A 16795-nucleotide genomic window follows, 5' to 3' on the forward strand; every position below is an offset into this window, starting at 1 on the left:
GACCGCATGCCAACGACGGCGGCCTCCGACGCCACCCGCGCACGCCTGCTCGACGCCGCCGAGTCGCTCCTGCTCACCCGCGACGTCGACGCGGTGTCCGTCCGCGCCGTCAACGCCGCGGCCGGGATGAACCCCGCGGCCGTGCACTACCACTTCGGGTCGAAGGACGCGCTGATCGGCGCCCTCCTCGAGCGCAGGCTCGCGCCCCACTGGCAGGACGGGCTCCAGCGCCTCACCCGGCGCAGACGCGCCGGCGACCTGCCGACCGTCGACGAGCTGGTCGACGTGGTCCTGGTCCCACTCGCCGACCTCGCCCGCACCGAACGCGGTCGCCTGCACCTGCGGCTGCTCGCCCGCATCGTGCTGGGCCGCAGGGACGTCGGGTTCGTATCGGGCTGGTTCGGCCTGCGGCCGTGGATCGCGCTGCTGCGCGACGCCGTGCCCGGACTCCCGCCCGCCGAGGCCGCGCGCCGTCTCCTCCTGGCGTTCGACCTGATCCTGCAGACGCTCGCCGCACCGGACGGCGGCAGCGCCCGCGGCAGGGCCCCCGTCCGGTCGCTGCGCCGATTCGTCGTCGCCGGCCTGTCGGCCCCGATCTGACCCGACCGACCAACCCCGGGAGTTCGGCGTGAAGGTTCCACCCGCACAACGCTCCGTCCCCGACGTCCTCGCCCCCGCCACGCTGGGGCCGGCGCGGCTGCGCAACCGGATCATCAAGGCCGCCACGTTCGAAGGGCGGACGCCGGAGGGCCGCATCACCGACGACCTGGTCGCCTTCCACACCGACCTCGCCCGCGGCGGGGTCGGCATGACGACGGTCGCCTACTGCGCGGTCGCGCCCGAGGGACGCACCGACCGGCACCAGATCCTCATGCGGCCGGAGGCGATCGAGGCCCTGCAGACCCTGACCTCGGCCGTGCACGCCGAGGGCGCCGCCGTGTGCGCACAGCTCGGCCACGCGGGCCCGGTGGCCAACGGCGCCTCCAACGGCACCCCCGCACTGGCACCGCACACCCTGCCCAGTCCCCTCAGCATGCGCCTCATCCGACGCGCGACGACCGATGACCTCGCCAGGATCGTCACCGCCCACGCCGAGTCGGCCCGCGTCGCCGCCGACGCCGGATTCGACGCCGTCGAACTCCACTTCGGCCACAACTACCTGATCAGCGCGTTCCTCAGCCCCCTGCTCAACCGGCGCCGCGACGGGTACGGCGGTTCCCCGCACGCCCGCGCGCGACTGGCCAGGGAGACCGCCGCCGCGGTACGGGAGGCGGTGGGTGAGCGCATCGCCGTCACGGCGAAGCTCAACATGGACGACGGCGTCCCGGGCGGGCTGTGGCTCGACGAGAGCCTGCAGATCGCGCGGTGGCTCGAGGACGACGGGCATCTCGACGCGCTGACCCTCACCGCGGGCAGCTCGTTGCTCAACCCGATGTACCTGTTCACCGGAGAGGCACCGGTGCGCGACTTCGCGGCCGCCTTCGGCGGACCGTCGCGCGCACTCCTGCGGGTCGGGATCCGCCTCAGCGGCAACGCCTTCCTCCGCGAGTACCCGTACCGGGACGCCTACCTGCTCGACCGCGCGATGCAGTTCCGCGAGGAGCTGGAGCTGCCCCTGATCCTGCTGGGCGGTATCACCGGACGCGAGACCATGGAGCTGGCCATGCGGCGTGGGTTCGCGTTCGTGGCCATGGCGAGGGCCCTGTTGCGCGAACCCGGCCTGCCGAACCGGCTCGCCGCCGAACCCGACCACCGGTCCCTGTGCGTGCACTGCAACCGGTGCATGCCGACGATCTACCGGCGCACGCGCTGCGTGCTCACCGGCTGACGCGCGTCACTCGAACCGCGCCGGATCACCCGCGCCCACCCGCACGATCTCGGGTTCGTCCCCCGAGAAGTCGACGACCGTGGTCGGCTCCACACCGCAGTCCCCCGAATCGATCACCGCGTCCAGGACGTGATCGAGGCGCTCCTTGATGTCCCACCCCTGCGTCATCGGCTCCTCGTCGCCGGGCAGCAGCAACGTGCTCGACACCAACGGCTCGCCGAGCCCGGACAGCAGCGCCTGCGGCACGTTGTGGGCCGGAATCCGCACCCCGACGGTCTTCTTCTTCGGGTGCAGCAACCGCCGCGGCACCTCCTTGGTGGCGGGCAGGATGAACGTGTACTGCCCCGGAGTCGCCGACTTGACCGCACGGAACACCGTGTTGTCGACGTGGACGAACTGGCCCAGCTGGGCGAAGTCCTCGCACACGAGCGTGAAGTGGTGCCGGTCGTCGAGCCTGCGGATGCTCCGGATGCGGTCGAGACCCTCACGGTTGTCGAGCGAGGTGCCGAGCGCGAAGCACGAGTCGGTCGGGTAGGCGATCAGCCCTCCCTGCCTGACGAGGTCCACGACCTTCCCGATCGAACGCGGCTGTGGGTTGTCCGGATGCACGTCGTAGTAGATCGCCATGGCGGCCACCCTAAACGCGACCGGGGCTATTCGCCTTCACGGATGTCGAGCAGGGTGTCCAGCCCGGTGACCTGGAACCCGCGCAACACCGCCCGGTTCCCCACGATCACCCGCAACGCGGTCCCGTCCTCCTGGCACCGTTCGTGGGCCCGCACGAGCGCGCTGAGCCCCGACGACGCCAGGAACGTCACCCCGCTGAGGTCGGCGACCACGGCCATGGGCGGGGTCGCCTCCTCGCAGGCGGCGTCGAGGGCCGAGGTGAGTTGCGCGACCGTGCCCAGGTCGACCTCACCCTTCGCACGAACGAAGACCGCGTCGTCGCTGCGGTCGGCCGTGATCACCAGTTCCATGTGCTCTCCGTCGCCGAGTTCCGATGCACGTCGAGTACTCCCTTCTACCACGGCGAAAGGATTCCGGCGCTTCGTGCGCGTGTGCGACCGCCGGAGAAGCCACCCGCGTGGCCCCAAGTTCACCCCGGCAGCGCAATGATCATCCGCAGATCACCGCATCCGATCACCGGCATCCAGTCACCCGGGAACGCTCATCCGGCCGACGCGCGCCGCCGCGTCCGACCGGTCACCCCAGCACCGCCACGACTCCGACCAGCACCGGCAACGCGAGCACCGTGGAGGTCAGTGCGGCGTCGCGGGCCAGCTGGACCCCCTGGTCGAACCGCACCGCGTACCCGAACACGTTCTGCGCCGTCGGCAGCGCGGCACACACCACGGCCGCCAGCAACGTGTGCCCGTCGGCGCCGACGGCCACGGCCAGCGCCCACGCGATCAGCGGGTGCATGAGGTTCTTCAACACCACGACCGTGAGCAGCGACGGGCGCAGGTCCCGATCCCGGCCGGGCAGGGTCGAGGCGTGCAGCGAGATTCCGAAGGCCAGCAGCATGGCGGGCACGGCGAGGTTGCCGAGCAGGTCGATCGGATCCATGAGGCCCGTCGGCGGGAGAAAACCGGTCGCCGAACAGACGATGCCCGCGGCACTGGCCAGGGCGAGCGGGTTACGCAACGGCGCGGTGAAGGCCCGGAGCCAGTTGGGCCGACCGCCCTCCGCCCGTTCCGACAGCACGTCGAGCACCGAGGTGAACACCGGGGTCAGCACGGCGAGCTGGAACAACAGCACCGGCGCGACCTCGGCCGCGCCGCCCAGCACGTAGGTCGCGATGGGGATGCCCAGATTACCCGCGTTGACGTAGCCGCTGGCCATCGCGCCGACGGTCAGTTCGCCGGCAGGGCGCCTGCGGGCGAACCCGAAGGGCAGGTACAGCAGACAGGCCAGGCTGCTGGTGATCGCCGTGACGAGCAGGGCCGTGGAGAAGACGGCACCGACGTCGGACCTGGCGAGTGTGCCGAACAGCAGCGCCGGGCTTCCGACGAAGAACGCCGTCCGCGACAGCACCTGCATAGCCGCCGCGCCCAGTGCACCGGTGCGGCCGAGGACGTAACCGACCGCGACCACGAAGCCGATGACCAGGAACCCTTCGAACACCCCGTTCATGCGACAGTCACGTCGGCCCACCCTATGCCTGTGATGTATATCACCGCTCAGTGGGTAGTCGCCGAGATGTCCATTGTGGACATCGACGTACCGGTGACGTTCGGCGAAAGGCCTCGCAACCGGACGGCGGTCCGCCTTCACCCGCCACTCGCGGCTGGTTACTCCACTCCCCGTTCGGGTGTAGTTTGCCCGCGGGGAACGTGCAGATCGAGCGCCGTACACGTCCGCCTGCGTGGAGCGGACGTGTGCCGGCCGGCGAGCGGTTTCGCCTGCGACGTGCGGCCCGGCCCGCGTGGCGGCCGAAGCCGCAGCCGGCGAGCCGCGGCAGAGGTGGCTCGCCGCAGGAGCGGGTCACCGCGGAACCGGCTCACCACGGTGCTCGGCCCCGGAAGGGAAGCACGCGAAGGGAGTCGTCATGTTCGACCGTGCCGGCCGCGTCGGGGTCGGAGACCGGGTCACCTACGTGCCCGGATGCGCGGGACCGGGATCGCGCTCGGGCGCACCCGCGGCCGGCCGATGTGTGCTCGGCCGGGTCGTGGCCCCTCCGGTCACCGACCCCTACGCCGCCGTCGTGTGGGTGCCCACACGGCCGGACGGTGCCGCCGAGGACACCGAACCGACGTGGGTGCGGCACGACCGCCTCGTGGAGGTCGGCGGTCAGGGCGGCCCGAGCGGCAGGGTCGATCGCGCGGTCGGCGGCAGGGCCGGCGATGAGATCACTGGCGGGGAGATCACTGGCGGGGAGGGCGCACGATCATGACCGGACATCCGGCATGGTGAATGACCGACTGACTCGTCGAACCCAGCAGCATCCCGCGGAAGCCACCGCGTCCTCTGCTGCCGACCACCAGCAGCCGCGCCCCCTGGGCACGCTCCAGTAGGTGCTGGCGCGGGCGTCCGGGCACGACGACCCGCTCGACCTCGACGTCCGGAAACCGCTCGGGCCAGCCCGCCAGCGCCTCGGACAGCACCACCTGTTCGGTCTGTTCCCTGGTCGAGCCCTCCGCCATCTCGGGAAATCCCCAGTCGTACTCGACGTCGGCCCACGCGTGCACCGCGACCAGCCGCGCCCCGAGCACGGACGCCGCGCGGAAGGCCATCCCGACGGCGGCCGTGCTGACGCCGCTGCCGTCGACGCCCACGACGACGGGGCCGTCACCGGAGAGTCCGTCCACGGCACCGCGCACGACCACGATCGGGCACTGCGCATGGGCGGCGAGCGAGACCGAGGTCGAACCGACCAGCATCCCGGTGAATCCGCCGCGGCCCGACGTGCCGACCACGACCACCCCGGCACGTTCGGACTCCTCGACCAGCAGCGGCACCGAGCCCTGCAACGGCATGTCGGTCTCCACCGGCAGTTCCGGCGCCCGCGCGGCCACGCGCCGTCGCGCCTCCTCGAGGAACTGCCTGCCCTCGTCCTCCATGGCCTGGTAGACCTCGGGGCTGGCCGGCAGGTCGCCACCGTAGAAGCCCTGCACGTAGGTGAACGCGTGCACGATCCGCAGCGGCCGGTTGCTCCGCACGGCCAGGTCGGCGGCCCAGTCCACCGCGCGGTTGGCGGCCTCCGAACCATCGGTGCCCACGACGACGGGTCCGTCCCGCAGTTGCTCGGGCTCCATGTCTCCCAGCTCCCTTCCGGGTCTCGTCACTCGCCCCCGGCTCCGATGATCACGTCGCCGGGTGGTCGCCGCGGCGTCGCCACGCCGGGATAGCCGTGGCCGATCCGCAACGCCGTCTGCGGACACCCGCCCAGGGCCTCGACCAGGAGACTCCTGGTGTCCTCGACCTCCAGCGGTTGCGGCAGGAACGAGGCGCTCAGGCCACGCGCCGTGGCGGCCAGCAGCACCCGTTCCATGGCGACGCCCGCGAGCACGCGGTGTCTGCGGGTGTCGGTGGCGGTGGTCAGCACCGCGACGAGCGGGTCCTGTTCGAACGCGGCAGCAGGGCGTGCCCGCTCGTCCGGCCGGAAGTCCCGCAGGGCCAGCAGCGCGCCGGCTTCCGGGCACGGCCCGCCCGCCGACGCGGGCACTCCGTCGGCCCTGCCGCCGTCGTGGGTCCAGTCGGCCAGCTCGCGCCGATATTCGGCGTCCTCGGCGAGCAGTTGGTCGGCACGGCGCAGGAGCTCGGCGAACACGTCGAGCTGGGCGGGCGAGAGCACGAGCAGCCGGGCACCCTCCACCTCGGCGGCGGCCGACAGGGCACTGCTCAGCCGCCGGGGAACCGGCCGGTCGACGAACGGACGACGGTTGGTGGTGCGGCGCGCGACCGCACCCGCCAGTGCGTGATCCTCGGGCGTGACCGTCCGGGCGCCGCCGATCCGGACCAGACCGGCGACGTCGGGGTCGTGCGGGTCCGGCAGCACCTCGACGACGGCCTGCCTGCCCGTGGCCGCGACCGCCACCCGCATGTTGCACAGCGCCGCCCCGCACGCCAGGTCCGCGCCCCGGCCCTCGGGGTCGCTCGCGCGCAGCACACGGCCGCGATCCACCAGCACCTCCACCGCGTCGGAGCGAACCCGGAACAGCCACGGCTGGGTGTTGTGCTGCGACGGCGCGCGGATCCCCGCCCGCACCGCGACGCCGGCCACCTCCGTCCCCGCCGCGGATGCGCCGCCGGAAGGAGTCATCACGCGTCCGTGCGGGACTCGTCGCGGTGGCGGGTCTCGGCGTGCACGATGCCGGGAACGGACTCGGCCAGCAGCGTCGCCACGTGCCGGTCCTGGGCGTCGTCCCGTACATCGGCGATGTGGGCGACCCCTTCGGTCACGGCCACGTCCCACCGGTCCGGTCCGCCGTAGACGGTCAGCCTGCGCCGCACCTCGCGTGCCAGCTCCTCGTCGTCGCGCGACAACGCACGGACGAGATCGCGCCGGGTCACGACCCCGACCACCCGACCGCCGTCCACCACCGGAATCGTCCGATGGTGCAGACCGAGCATGAGCGAGACGAGCGCGGCCACGTCGGTCCCGGACGCGACCGACGCCACCGACCCGGCCTCGGTCATCACCTCGCCCACGGCCCCCGGCGGCGGAGCCGACTCCGCCGCGGCGGTCCCGTGTGGACGGAACCGGACGTCCTGCGGGACCCGTCCACGCAACAGATCGGCCTCGGTGACGATGCCGGCCAGCCGGTCGGCGTCGTCCACCACGGGCAGGGCCGTGAAGCCGTGTTCGGCCAGGATGCGCAGAGCCTCGGTCACCGGCGTCGCGGTGCCGACGGTCACCGCGGGGCCAGTCATCACGTCGCGTGCCCGCATGCCGTCAGGCCCCCGATTCCTCCGGCCTGGTCACGACGACGGGGCAGGGCGCGTGGATCACCATCGCCTGGCTCGTCGAGCCCAGCAACATGCCCGTGAACCCGCCGTGGCCGCGCGTGCCGACGACGACGAGTTGCGCCCCTTCGGCCTGTTGCAGCAGCGTGCGGACGGGCCTGCCCGGCTCGAGCACCTCGTGCACCTCGACCTCGGGGTGCCGTTCACGCCAAGGCGCCAGCGTCTCCTCGAGCAGTGTCCGCCCCGCCTTCTCCAGTTCGGACAGATCGGTCGGGAACGGGTAGGCGTACGGCCCTTCGACGGAGATGACGTCGTTCCAGGAGTGCACCGCCTGCAACGGCACGCCGCGTTCGGCGGCCGCGTCGAACGCGTACGCCAGCGCGGTCTCGGTGTGTTCCGAACCGTCGACCCCGACCACGACCGGGCCCTGCGCGGGCGGCGGGTCGTCGTGCCGCTTGCCGCGCACCACCGCCACGGGACACCGCGCGTGCGCCGACAGCGACACGGCCACCGACCCGACCAGCATGCCGGTGAACCCGCCCAGGCCGCGCGAACCGACGACCACGCATCGGGCCGTGCGCGACTCACCCGCGAGCACGTGCGCGGGCTGGCCCTCCACCCGCTGTGCCTCGATCTCCACGTCCGGGACCTGCTGCCGCACCTCGGTGCGCGCCGCGTCCAACGCGGTCTGCGCCTGCTGCTCGATCCCCTCGCGTACCTTCGGAGCGGAGGCCACGAAGGCGGGGTAGCTGCCCGCGGGCACGATGTAGGCGTAGATCAGCCGCACCGTGTCGCCGCGTCGCTGCGCCTCGCGCGCCGCCCAGACCGCCGCGTTCATCGCCGAGGGCGAACCGTCGACGCCTGCCACGATCACCGCCATGGAATCCGCTCCCCTCGCCGGGTGTCCGACGTCCGTGCCGTCCGGTCTCTCGCGCGAAGGGGACGCCGGGCGCTCCGGCGTTCCCCCGCTGCTCCGAGTCGGACGGTACTCCCGATCAGTGGCCTCGGCAGCGCTTCAGCGGCGGACCCCGAATGCCGCGGCCCGCCGTCCGTCGTGGCTCCCGCCGGGCGGCCCGCCACGACGCGGTTCCCGCTTCCGCACCCCGGTTACCGTGGAGCCGTGACGGTCGACGAGCACTCCCGCGAGATCACCCGCAGTCCGACGACCTTCCACTGGGGTCGCTACGAGGTCGTCACCTCCGGCGGCGAGATCGTGGCCCTCGAGCCCGATCCCGCCGATCCCGACCCGTCCCCGATCGGCCCGGGCGTGGCCGAGGCCGACCGTGCGCCCTACCGGATCACGCGCCCGATGGTGCGCGAGGGCTGGCTGACCGGCTCCGGCACGCGAGGCGGCGACCGGTTCGTGGCGGTGAGGTGGGAACGCGCGCTGGACCTCACCGCACGCGAGCTCGACCGGGTCCGCACCCGGCACGGCAACGCCGCGATCTACGGCGGCTCGTACGGCTGGGGCAGCGCGGGCCGGTTCCACCATCCGCAGAGCCAGATCCACCGTTTCCTCGCCATGGCAGGCGGTTACACCGCATCGGTCAACAGCTACAGCCAGGCGGCCATGGAGGTCGTGCTGCCGCATGTCATCGGCGGCGGTCCGCGCAGTCTGGAGGAACGCGGCCCGTCGTGGCCCGAGATCGTCGACCACGCCGAGCTCGTCGTCTCGTTCGGCGGGCTGGCGGCCAAGAACGCCCAGATGGTTCCGGGCGGTCCGAGCAGGCACACCCAGGTGTCGTGGCAGCGGGCCGCGGCCGGGGCGGGCGTGCGCTTCGTCAACGTCTCCCCCGTGCGCGCCGACACCGAGCCCGACCTCCGCGCCCGGTGGGTGCCGATCCGGCCCGCGACCGACACGGCGCTCATGCTCGCGCTGTGCCACGTGCTCCTCACCGAGGACCTGGCCGACACCGACTTCGCGCGCCGCTGCTGCGTCGGGTTCGACCGCTTCCGCGACTACGTGCTCGGCACCGCCGACGGCTGCGCGAAGGACGCCGAGTGGGCCGCGGCGATCACCGACATTCCGGCCGGCGACATTCGTGACCTCGCGCGGCAGATCGCCGCACACCGGACGGTGATCAACCTCGCGTGGTCGATCCAGCGGCAGGACCACGGCGAACAGCCGTACTGGGCGGGTATCGCCCTGGCGGCGCTGTCCGGGTCGTTCGGCAGGCCGGGCGGAGGCCCCGCGGCGGGACTGGGCATCGCCGAGACCGGCGTGCGTGGCCACTGGAGCATCGCCGCACTCCCCCAGCCGCCCAATCCCGTCTCCCCCGCGATGCCCGTCGCCCGGATCGCCGACGTCCTCCTGCACCCGGGCGCGACGATCGACTACAACGGCGCCCGCCTGACGTGTCCCGACATCCGGCTGGTGTATTGGGCGGGCGGCAACCCGTTCCACCATCACCAGGACCTGGGCAGGCTCGCGCGCGCCTGGCAACGGCCCGACACGGTGATCGTCCACGAGGCGTGGTGGAACGCCAACGCCCGGCACGCCGACATCGTGCTTCCCGTCGCCACCCCGCTCGAGCGCGAGGACCTCGCACTGGGCTCCTCCGACACGACGATCACCGCGATGCACCGGGCCGCGGCACCGCCCGCCGACGTCCCCACCGACCACCGCGTGTTCGCCGCGCTCGCCGAACGTCTCGGGTTCGCCGAGCGGTTCACCGAGGGACGCACCGAACGGCAGTGGGTGCGGGAGCTCTACGAGCGCACACGGACCAGGTTGGCCGCATCGAATGTCGACCTACCCGACTTCGAGCGGTTCTGGACGGACGGATCGGCGAGCCTGCCCGAACGGGAGATGCGCCACGACGGCGGTGCGTTCGCCGCGCTGCGGGCCGACCCCGACGCCCATCCGATCGCCACCCCGTCCGGCAGGGTCGAGCTCGTCAGCGACACGGTGGCCGGATTCGGTTATCCGGACTGTCCCGGCATGCCCGTGTGGCTCGAACCGGCCGAATGGCTCGGGGCTGCCGGCGCCGCGCGGCATCCTCTGCATCTGGTGTCCAACCAGCCGCGCACGCGCCTGCACTCCCAGTACGACGGGGCGCGGGCGAGCCGCGAGGCCAAGGTCGCGGGCAGGGAGCCGGTCGACCTGCACCCGGACGACGCCCGCGCACGGGGCATCGCCGACGGCGACGTGGTGCGGATCCACAACGACCGGGGTGCGTGTCTCGCCGGTGCGCGTCTGACCGACGCCGTCCGTCCCGGAGTGGTGGTCCTGGCGACGGGTGCCTGGTACGACCCGGACGCCGACGGGCTCGACCGGCACGGCAACCCGAACGTGCTCACGCGGGACGCAGGCACCTCACGGCTCGCGCAGGGTCCGACGCCGGGCACGACGCTGGTCGAGGTCTCCCCCGCGGGGCCGGACCCCGCTCCCGTGCGCGCCTTCGAACCACCGGAGATCGTGGAGACCGAACCCGCGCCCGGCCACCACGGCCCTGCCCACCACTGCCCTGCCCACGGAGCCGGCAACCACGGAGCCGGCGAAAAACGGTGACGCCGGACACCATTTCCGGACGGCATGGAACTAACGCGGTGAAATGAATCCGCGACGTCCGGATCGATGATTTCGCCGTGTTCCGAATAGTGGACGCACTTCTCCGGGGGAGTATTGGCGCCGTACGGTGGACGACGGCATTATCCCCTCCAACCGGAGCCTGCACATTCGGGAGTATTCGTGTCCACCGACACCGACCGCACGTCACCCAGGAATTTCCTGACGAGCTCCCCGACGTCGTGTGCTGCGCCACGTCCGGAGCCGGAACAACCGGTTCGCGTGGTGCCGCTCACGATCGCGGGAATCATCGCGGTCGCACTGAGCTGGTACGTCTGGGCCGTCCACGGCGCACAATTCGGCGCGCTGCTGATCATCGGACTGTTCCTCGGCGTCGCCCTGTTCCATTCCCGCTTCGGCTTCACCTCGGCGTGGCGGCAGCTGGTCGCCGTCGGCAACGGTGAAGGCCTGCGGGCGCACACATTGTTGCTCGGCACGGCCGCGACGCTGATCGCACTGGTGATCGGAACCGGAACCGGCCTGTTCGGCAACACGCCGGAGGCGACCGCGGGACCGATCGGACTCGCCCTGTTCGTCGGCGCGATGCTGTTCGCCATCGGCATGCAGCTCGGCGGCGCCTGCGCCTCCGGCACGTTGTTCGCCGTCGGCTCGGGACAGTCGACGATCGTGCTCACGCTCGGCGGGTTCATCATCGGCTCGGTGCTCTACACGTTCGCCTTCCCGGTGCTCGACGGCTGGCCGGAGGTGCCGGGCGTGCTCCTGTCCGACCACGTCGGCTGGTTCGGCTCGTGGGCGATCACGATCGGCGTGCTGCTGGCGATCGTCGTGGCGACGCGCATCATCCAGGCGCGCCGCAATCCGCCGCCCATCGGCGCGCCGCCGTCGGCGAAGGGCCCGGCGCGGGTGTTCCGCGGTTCGTGGCCGCTGCTCGTCGGCGCGGTGGTGCTGGGTGTACTCGCCGGTGCCGTGATGCTCGTGTCGGGCGGCATCTGGGGCGTGACGACCGCGTTCGCACTGTGGGGCGCGAAGCTTCTGCAGTTGCTCGGACTGCACCCGGAGACGTGGGAGTTCTGGCAGCAGCCCACGTTCGCCGAGATGCTCCAGGGTTCGGTGTGGACGGAGAAGACCACGCTGACCAACGTCGGCATCATTCTCGGCGCGGCGGTCGCGGCCGCCGCGGCGGGCGCCTGGAAGATCCACTCGGAGATCCCGTGGCGCACGGCCGTCGCGGCCGTCCTCGGCGGCATCCTCATGGGGGTCGGCGCCCGGCTCGCAGGCGGCTGCAACATCGGCGCGTACCTCGGCGGCATCTCCACCGGCAGCCTCCACGGCTGGCTGTGGGGCGCGTTCGCCCTGCTCGGCACCTGGGTCGGACTGAAGCTGCGCCCGCTGTTCGGCCTCGGCGTACCCAAGCCCGCCGACAGCGTCTGCTGAGTAACCCCGTTCGATCGATCAGCGCCCTGTGAGACCACCGCCCGGTCTCACAGGGCCCTCGTTCTGCGCGGAGGAACACCGGCCGACGTCCGTGGGCAGCCTGCCACCCGGCACCGGCGTCCCACACGGAAGAAGGGCGGTTTCCGGGGCATGCATCCGGAAACCGCCCTTCTCCTCTGTCCCCGCGCCGGGTCCGGAAAGGGTGTGACGACCTTCCGCGGGCGAGCCCACAGCGACCCGGTGCCGGCGGCTACGGTCCGGCCACCGGATCGCTGCCTCGCTGGGGCTCGGCCCGGCCACGGGAGTCCTGCCGGCCCTGACCGGCCTCCGCGGTTATCCGCCGACGCTGGGCAGCAGCTTGCCCGGCACGTCGGCCACCGACTGGACGACACCCAGCACCGGCACGCCCAGCGGGGCGAACGTGTACACGTTGTGCAGGTCGCTGGTATCGGGCTCGTCGACGACGGCGACGTCGTCCGCACCGTCACCGGGTGCGGCCGCGGCCACGCCCGCTCCGAGGCCGGTGACCGCCGCCGCTCCGGCCAGTGCGGCACCCGCGATCACGCGGGCGATGGTCTTGTTCATGGGGCTTTCCCTTCGTCTCCGTCACCCCGTGATGAGGGTGATCAGGCTGTACACCGGCTGCAGCGCCTCGGTGGGCAGGTTCGCGATCGGTCCGACGAGGCCTCCGGCGTCGACGCCCGGCAGCAGCCAGAACGGCGTGTCGTCGGCGGCCGCGGCGCCCGCGCCGAGGAGGCCGAACGCCGCCACCGCGGACGCGCCCGCGGCCAGGCGCGCCATGGTCCTGTTCATGTGGTCACCTCCCTCGTCCTCCCGTCCTTCACGGCCGCAGCGGACCGGTGACCGGCACCACCGCGGCACCCTCGATCCAGTTCCCCGCGCCGTCGCCGATGCCTGACATCCCGGGTGCGTGCGGTTCGCCCGCTCCCATCGGCATCGCCGTGACCTGCGCCGAGGCGTAGATGCGGTTCTGTTCGGCATCGCTGCGTCCCTGCGCGGCGAGCCATCGCCGGTATCCGTCGAGCGTGGGCCGCTGACCGCCGAACCGTCCGCCGAGCGCGACCACGAATTCGACCGCGTTCGGCCCGCGGGGATCCATGTCCAGTGCCAGCGAGGTGGTGGCGAGGCTGTTGACCACCGGGCTCGTCAGCAACCACGGAGCCAGGTGCACGCCGTACAGATACGTCGGACCGCGCGTCTGGTCCTGCGCCGTCCGCTGCACGGTCGTGTGGGCGTCGGTCCACCCCGAGACCACGATCAGTGCCGCGTCGCGCACCGGTCCGGTCCGTACCGGGAGGCCGTGCCGCTGTGCCTCCTGCCGCACGACCCGTGCCGCGAGTCTGCTGCGCGGCGAGTCGTCTGCGGCGAGCGCGACGGCGGGCACCTCGCGCTGTGCCAGATGCCCGACGAGGCTGCGCAGCGAACGCTCGTCCCGGTCGCTCAGTGCCTCGGCCGGGCAGCGGCGCAGGACGTCGCGCGCTCCGCCGACGAGCCCGCCGAGGGCGGCGGTCGCACACTCCGGGCCGTCGGCGCCCGTGGCGCCCGGCGGTCCGCTACCTGCCCCCGAGCCGGTGTCCACGTCGATGCCGGCCTCGTCGCCACCAGCTCGGACCACGATCTCCGACCGGCCCTCCGGCAGCTGCACCTCCGCCCACCGTCCGGGCGCGCCGCGCCTGCCGCCCGCCGGGACGAACCCGTCGCCGTCGACACCGACCGTGACGTCATCCCCCGCGCTCGCGGGCAGATGCACCAGGTTGGTGCCGGGACGGTGGGGGCTGATCAGCACGGGCACGTCCGCTCCGCCGACCGTGGCCGACGCGAGCACGGGCACCCCCGGCACGGGCAGCTCCGCGGGCCGGCCCAGCGCGGGCGCCGCGGTCCACGCCACGAACGCCACCGCGACGCCTGCGGCGGCCAGTCCGGTGGCGCCGCGCGGTCCGCTCCACCGGCGGGCCGCCACCACGAGCACCGTCGCCGCGACCGGCAACACCACCGCGGCGAGGCTCACCACGCCGATTCCGGTGGTCAGCAAGCGCCGGTCGGGGCCGAGTCCCGACCACACCAACGCGAGCGCGCCGGCCACGGCGAGCACGACGCCGAGCGACGTCATCAGCCCGCCGGGACGGACCGTCCGGCCGAGCCACGTACCCGACGCCATCGCGACCACGACGCCGAACCACGTCGCCGCGGCGGTGACCACCACGAGGTCCAGCATCAGGTCGAGACCGGACCGTCCCGCACCTGTCTCCACCACCAGCAGGACGAGCAGCGCACCCGAGGGCCCGACCGTGACCCGCGGCCGCGTCAGCGTCACCACGACGGCGACGCTCAGCACCGCGTGCACGGCCCCACCCACGACGTTGACGTCCAGCGCCGCCACCGACACGAGTGCCAGCACCGCCGACGCCGCGCCCACGGCACCGAGCGTCGCCCTGACCCGGCCCGGCGGATCTCCGCCGAGCGGTCGCAACAGCCCGGCACCGGCCACGACGACGGTGCACAGCAGCAACGTCAGCCGGATGGCGAGCGCCAGCCCGTCCGCGGTGGACGAGCCGGTGAGCTCGGAGGTTCCGTGGTGCATGCTCTCCTCGTTCGCCAGAGCGGGCCAGCCGGGAAGCCGGTGCCCGGCACATCCGTTGTCCGAACCCGCGGGACCGTGGTCCGGACCGCCGGCCGTGCGGCTCGACGGTCCGGACCACGCGGGCCCTCCCCGGGTCCCGCCTACACCGCTACTTGACGTCCTTGTCGGCGATCACGAACAGCTCCGAATGCGGTTTCGCGTTGCCGAAGTCGCCGTGCGGCCAGGACTTGCGGTTGAAGTTGATGCCGACCTGGCCGGTGAACTCGTCGCGGAACTCCTCGTCCACGGACACGTCACCGTTCTCGCCGAGGTTCAGCATCGTCACCTTGTGGTCACCGTCCAATCCGGACCGTGCGACGAAGTAGTTCGACACCGCCAGCCGCTCCGGCGTGTCGGTCTCGGTGTAGAGACCGTCGGAGTCCTGGGTGAAGTTGTCGTAGGCGCCCCAGTGCGGGCCGGCACCCGGGGTCCCCGGGTTGATCGGCGCGGCACCGGCGACCGTCGGGCAGTCGGCCTCGGCTCCCCCGTTCTCTGATTCGTCCCGCGTGTCGATGGAGCACTCGGGCGCATCGCCGGAGGCGAGCAACTTCTGGATGTCGAGCACGTACACACCACCGGTCGTACCCGGGTCGTCCGGGCCGAGCGTGCCCTTCTGCCTGCCGGTGACGGCGTGGTACAGGAACCGGTCGTCAGGACTGGTCTGCAGCCACCCGCCGTTGGAGCTCGAGCCGATGCGGTCGTTGCCGTCGTGGATCGACGCCGCGGCCGTGCCGTCGTCGAACACCTGCCGCCAACGCGGTTCCGGCGCGGTGATGTCGGGCGTGTAGAAGATCGCACCGCCCTGCATCGTCTGCGCGAACGCACCCTTGTGACCGGGCCGGTTCGTCACGGTCGTCTCCATCACCGCACGGCTCTCGGCGTACAGCGGGTCCGCGAAGTCGGCGCGGGGCCCGTCCGGCAGATAGGACACCGCCTTGAGCTTCGGATTGTCCCGATCGGAGATGTCCCAGGTGCGCACCGTCGGCCTGCGCAGGTACGGCGACGGCTGCTTCACCGGGTCGAGGATGATGTTGCGCGGCTCGGCGTAGTCGCTGGTGACCATCGTGTTCAGGTCCTCGCGGGCCTGGATGCCGTGCGGGTTGGCGCACGTCGGTTTCCCGAGGCTCGGCAGGTTCTCGCAGAGCTTGTCGTTGTCGCCCTGCGGCGTGGCCGCCGACGTCTGCGACAGCACCTGCCCGTTCTCGTCGAACCGCATCACCGCGCCCGGACTGCCCGCGAATCCGTTGCTGGTCACGGTCTGCCCGTTCTTGTACCGGTACGGGCCGGGCGCCACCGGCCCGCCCATGTAGGTGCCGTACGCGGTGCCGTCCGACAGCGTCCAGTACGCATCGGGCACCGACCCGCCGAGTGTCTGGGTCGGCAGGCTGACACCCTTCAGCTTGAGTTCCGGCAGTGCCGACACGTCGAAGGCGTACGTCGCGGCGAGGAACAACGCGCCCGCGTAGATCGTGTCGCCCTTGTGCCACACGTACTGCATGTGGTGCGGCTCGTTCTCGACGAGCGGCCCGACCGTCGCGGTGTTGACCACCTTGCCGTACGACTCGGAACCGGGTGTCGCGTCGATGACGGCGAGGAAGTCGGGGCCGGGCAGCGCGTTCTTCACCTTGTCCACACCGCCGGCCAGGGTTCCGGGCAGATCCTTCACGTCGCCGACGGCCGTGTCGGCGACGTTCTCGTCACCGGCCCAGACCAACAGCCACTTCTTGCGGTCGTTGCCGTCCTCCTCGGCCGACCGGGCGAGATCGGGCACCAGATGGTTCTTGACCCAGTAGTTCTTGCCGTCCGCGCCCTTCTTCTGGTCGACGAGCACCTGCACGTCGGCATAGGCGGGCGTGTTCGAACCGGCCGAGGTCACGCTGGCCGCTGCGATCACGGCGGCGGCTGCGCACAGGGAGAGCCGTCGCCACACTGGCGATGTGACTTTCATCTTCGCTCC

At 72.2% G+C, this 16795-nt stretch carries 16 protein-coding genes; 5 read left to right on the forward strand and 11 right to left on the reverse strand.

Translation table 11 applies throughout. The features are described from left to right. Positions 1-6 precede the first annotated feature (6 nt). Together IF64_RS0102985 and IF64_RS0102990 are read left to right on the forward strand one after the other, a co-directional pair. The gene (locus tag IF64_RS0102985; RefSeq protein ID WP_030530429.1) at positions 7-600 is read left to right on the forward strand and encodes a TetR family transcriptional regulator; all 594 of its coding nucleotides are present in this window, start codon (positions 7-9) and stop codon (positions 598-600) included. A 28-nt stretch (positions 601-628) separates the two neighbouring features. After that, entirely contained in the window at positions 629-1828 is a 1200-nt protein-coding gene (locus IF64_RS0102990; RefSeq protein WP_030530430.1) for an NADH:flavin oxidoreductase, read from the forward strand. Positions 1829-1834: 6 nt separating this feature from the next. Here the strand turns inward: IF64_RS0102990 and IF64_RS0102995 are convergent, their stop codons facing one another. From IF64_RS0102995 to IF64_RS0103005, 3 genes are all read right to left on the reverse strand, one after another. Further along, positions 1835-2455 carry an L-threonylcarbamoyladenylate synthase gene (locus IF64_RS0102995; protein ID WP_030530431.1) on the reverse strand — a complete coding sequence of 207 codons (621 nt, stop codon included), beginning with the start codon at positions 2453-2455 and terminating at the stop codon, positions 1835-1837. A 26-nt stretch (positions 2456-2481) separates the two neighbouring features. Continuing rightward, positions 2482-2805, reverse strand: a complete 324-nt coding sequence (locus IF64_RS0103000; RefSeq protein ID WP_036875660.1) for an STAS domain-containing protein — start codon at positions 2803-2805, stop codon at positions 2482-2484. 226 nt (positions 2806-3031) lie between these two features. Further along, complete coding sequence (locus IF64_RS0103005) at positions 3032-3961, reverse strand: AEC family transporter (protein ID WP_030530433.1); 930 nt, start codon at positions 3959-3961, stop codon at positions 3032-3034. A gap of 415 nt (positions 3962-4376) precedes the next feature. On the opposite strand from IF64_RS0103005, the gene IF64_RS0103010 reads away from it, so the two are divergent. Beyond that, positions 4377-4721 carry a hypothetical protein gene (locus tag IF64_RS0103010; RefSeq protein ID WP_048808419.1) on the forward strand — a complete coding sequence of 115 codons (345 nt, stop codon included), beginning with the start codon at positions 4377-4379 and terminating at the stop codon, positions 4719-4721. Here the strand turns inward: IF64_RS0103010 and IF64_RS0103015 are convergent. Genes IF64_RS0103015 through IF64_RS0103030 form a run of 4 tightly spaced genes read right to left on the reverse strand, consistent with a single transcriptional unit; the run spans position 4693 to position 8114 of the window. After that, positions 4693-5583 (reverse strand): universal stress protein, encoded by an 891-nt coding sequence (locus IF64_RS0103015; RefSeq protein WP_030530435.1) that lies wholly within the window; start codon positions 5581-5583, stop codon positions 4693-4695. The genes IF64_RS0103010 and IF64_RS0103015 overlap by 29 nt on opposite strands. A gap of 26 nt (positions 5584-5609) precedes the next feature. Further along, on the reverse strand, positions 5610-6590 hold the full coding sequence (locus IF64_RS0103020) for an Acg family FMN-binding oxidoreductase (protein ID WP_030530436.1): 981 nt from the start codon (positions 6588-6590) through the stop codon (positions 5610-5612). Then, positions 6590-7219 carry a CBS domain-containing protein gene (locus IF64_RS0103025; protein WP_030530437.1) on the reverse strand — a complete coding sequence of 210 codons (630 nt, stop codon included), beginning with the start codon at positions 7217-7219 and terminating at the stop codon, positions 6590-6592. Before IF64_RS0103025 ends, IF64_RS0103020 begins: the two co-directional genes overlap by 1 nt. A 4-nt stretch (positions 7220-7223) precedes the next feature. Continuing rightward, on the reverse strand, positions 7224-8114 hold the full coding sequence (locus IF64_RS0103030) for a universal stress protein (RefSeq protein WP_030530438.1): 891 nt from the start codon (positions 8112-8114) through the stop codon (positions 7224-7226). Between the two features lie 240 nt (positions 8115-8354). Between IF64_RS0103030 and IF64_RS0103035 the strand changes: the two genes are divergently transcribed. Beyond that, a complete protein-coding gene (locus tag IF64_RS0103035; protein WP_246134711.1) occupies positions 8355-10745 on the forward strand; it encodes a molybdopterin-dependent oxidoreductase in 2391 nt (796 codons plus the stop codon). A 180-nt stretch (positions 10746-10925) separates the two neighbouring features. Further along, positions 10926-12197: a YeeE/YedE family protein gene (locus IF64_RS0103040; protein WP_030530440.1), complete on the forward strand. Its 1272-nt coding sequence runs from the start codon at positions 10926-10928 to the stop codon at positions 12195-12197. Positions 12198-12530: 333 nt separating this feature from the next. Here IF64_RS0103040 and IF64_RS0103045 read toward each other — a convergent pair whose 3' ends face one another. The 4 genes from IF64_RS0103045 to IF64_RS0103060 form a co-directional block, all read right to left on the reverse strand. Further along, entirely contained in the window at positions 12531-12782 is a 252-nt protein-coding gene (locus IF64_RS0103045; protein WP_030530441.1) for a hypothetical protein, read from the reverse strand. 21 nt (positions 12783-12803) lie between these two features. Continuing rightward, positions 12804-13010 carry a hypothetical protein gene (locus IF64_RS0103050; protein WP_246134712.1) on the reverse strand — a complete coding sequence of 69 codons (207 nt, stop codon included), beginning with the start codon at positions 13008-13010 and terminating at the stop codon, positions 12804-12806. Between the two features lie 28 nt (positions 13011-13038). Further along, positions 13039-14799: a hypothetical protein gene (locus IF64_RS0103055; protein ID WP_030530443.1), complete on the reverse strand. Its 1761-nt coding sequence runs from the start codon at positions 14797-14799 to the stop codon at positions 13039-13041. 148 nt (positions 14800-14947) lie between these two features. After that, entirely contained in the window at positions 14948-16786 is a 1839-nt protein-coding gene (locus IF64_RS0103060; protein WP_051757433.1) for a hypothetical protein, read from the reverse strand. Positions 16787-16795: the final 9 nt, after the last annotated feature.

This window comes from Prauserella rugosa (assembly GCF_000719975.1).
Lineage (GTDB): Bacteria > Actinomycetota > Actinomycetes > Mycobacteriales > Pseudonocardiaceae > Prauserella > Prauserella rugosa.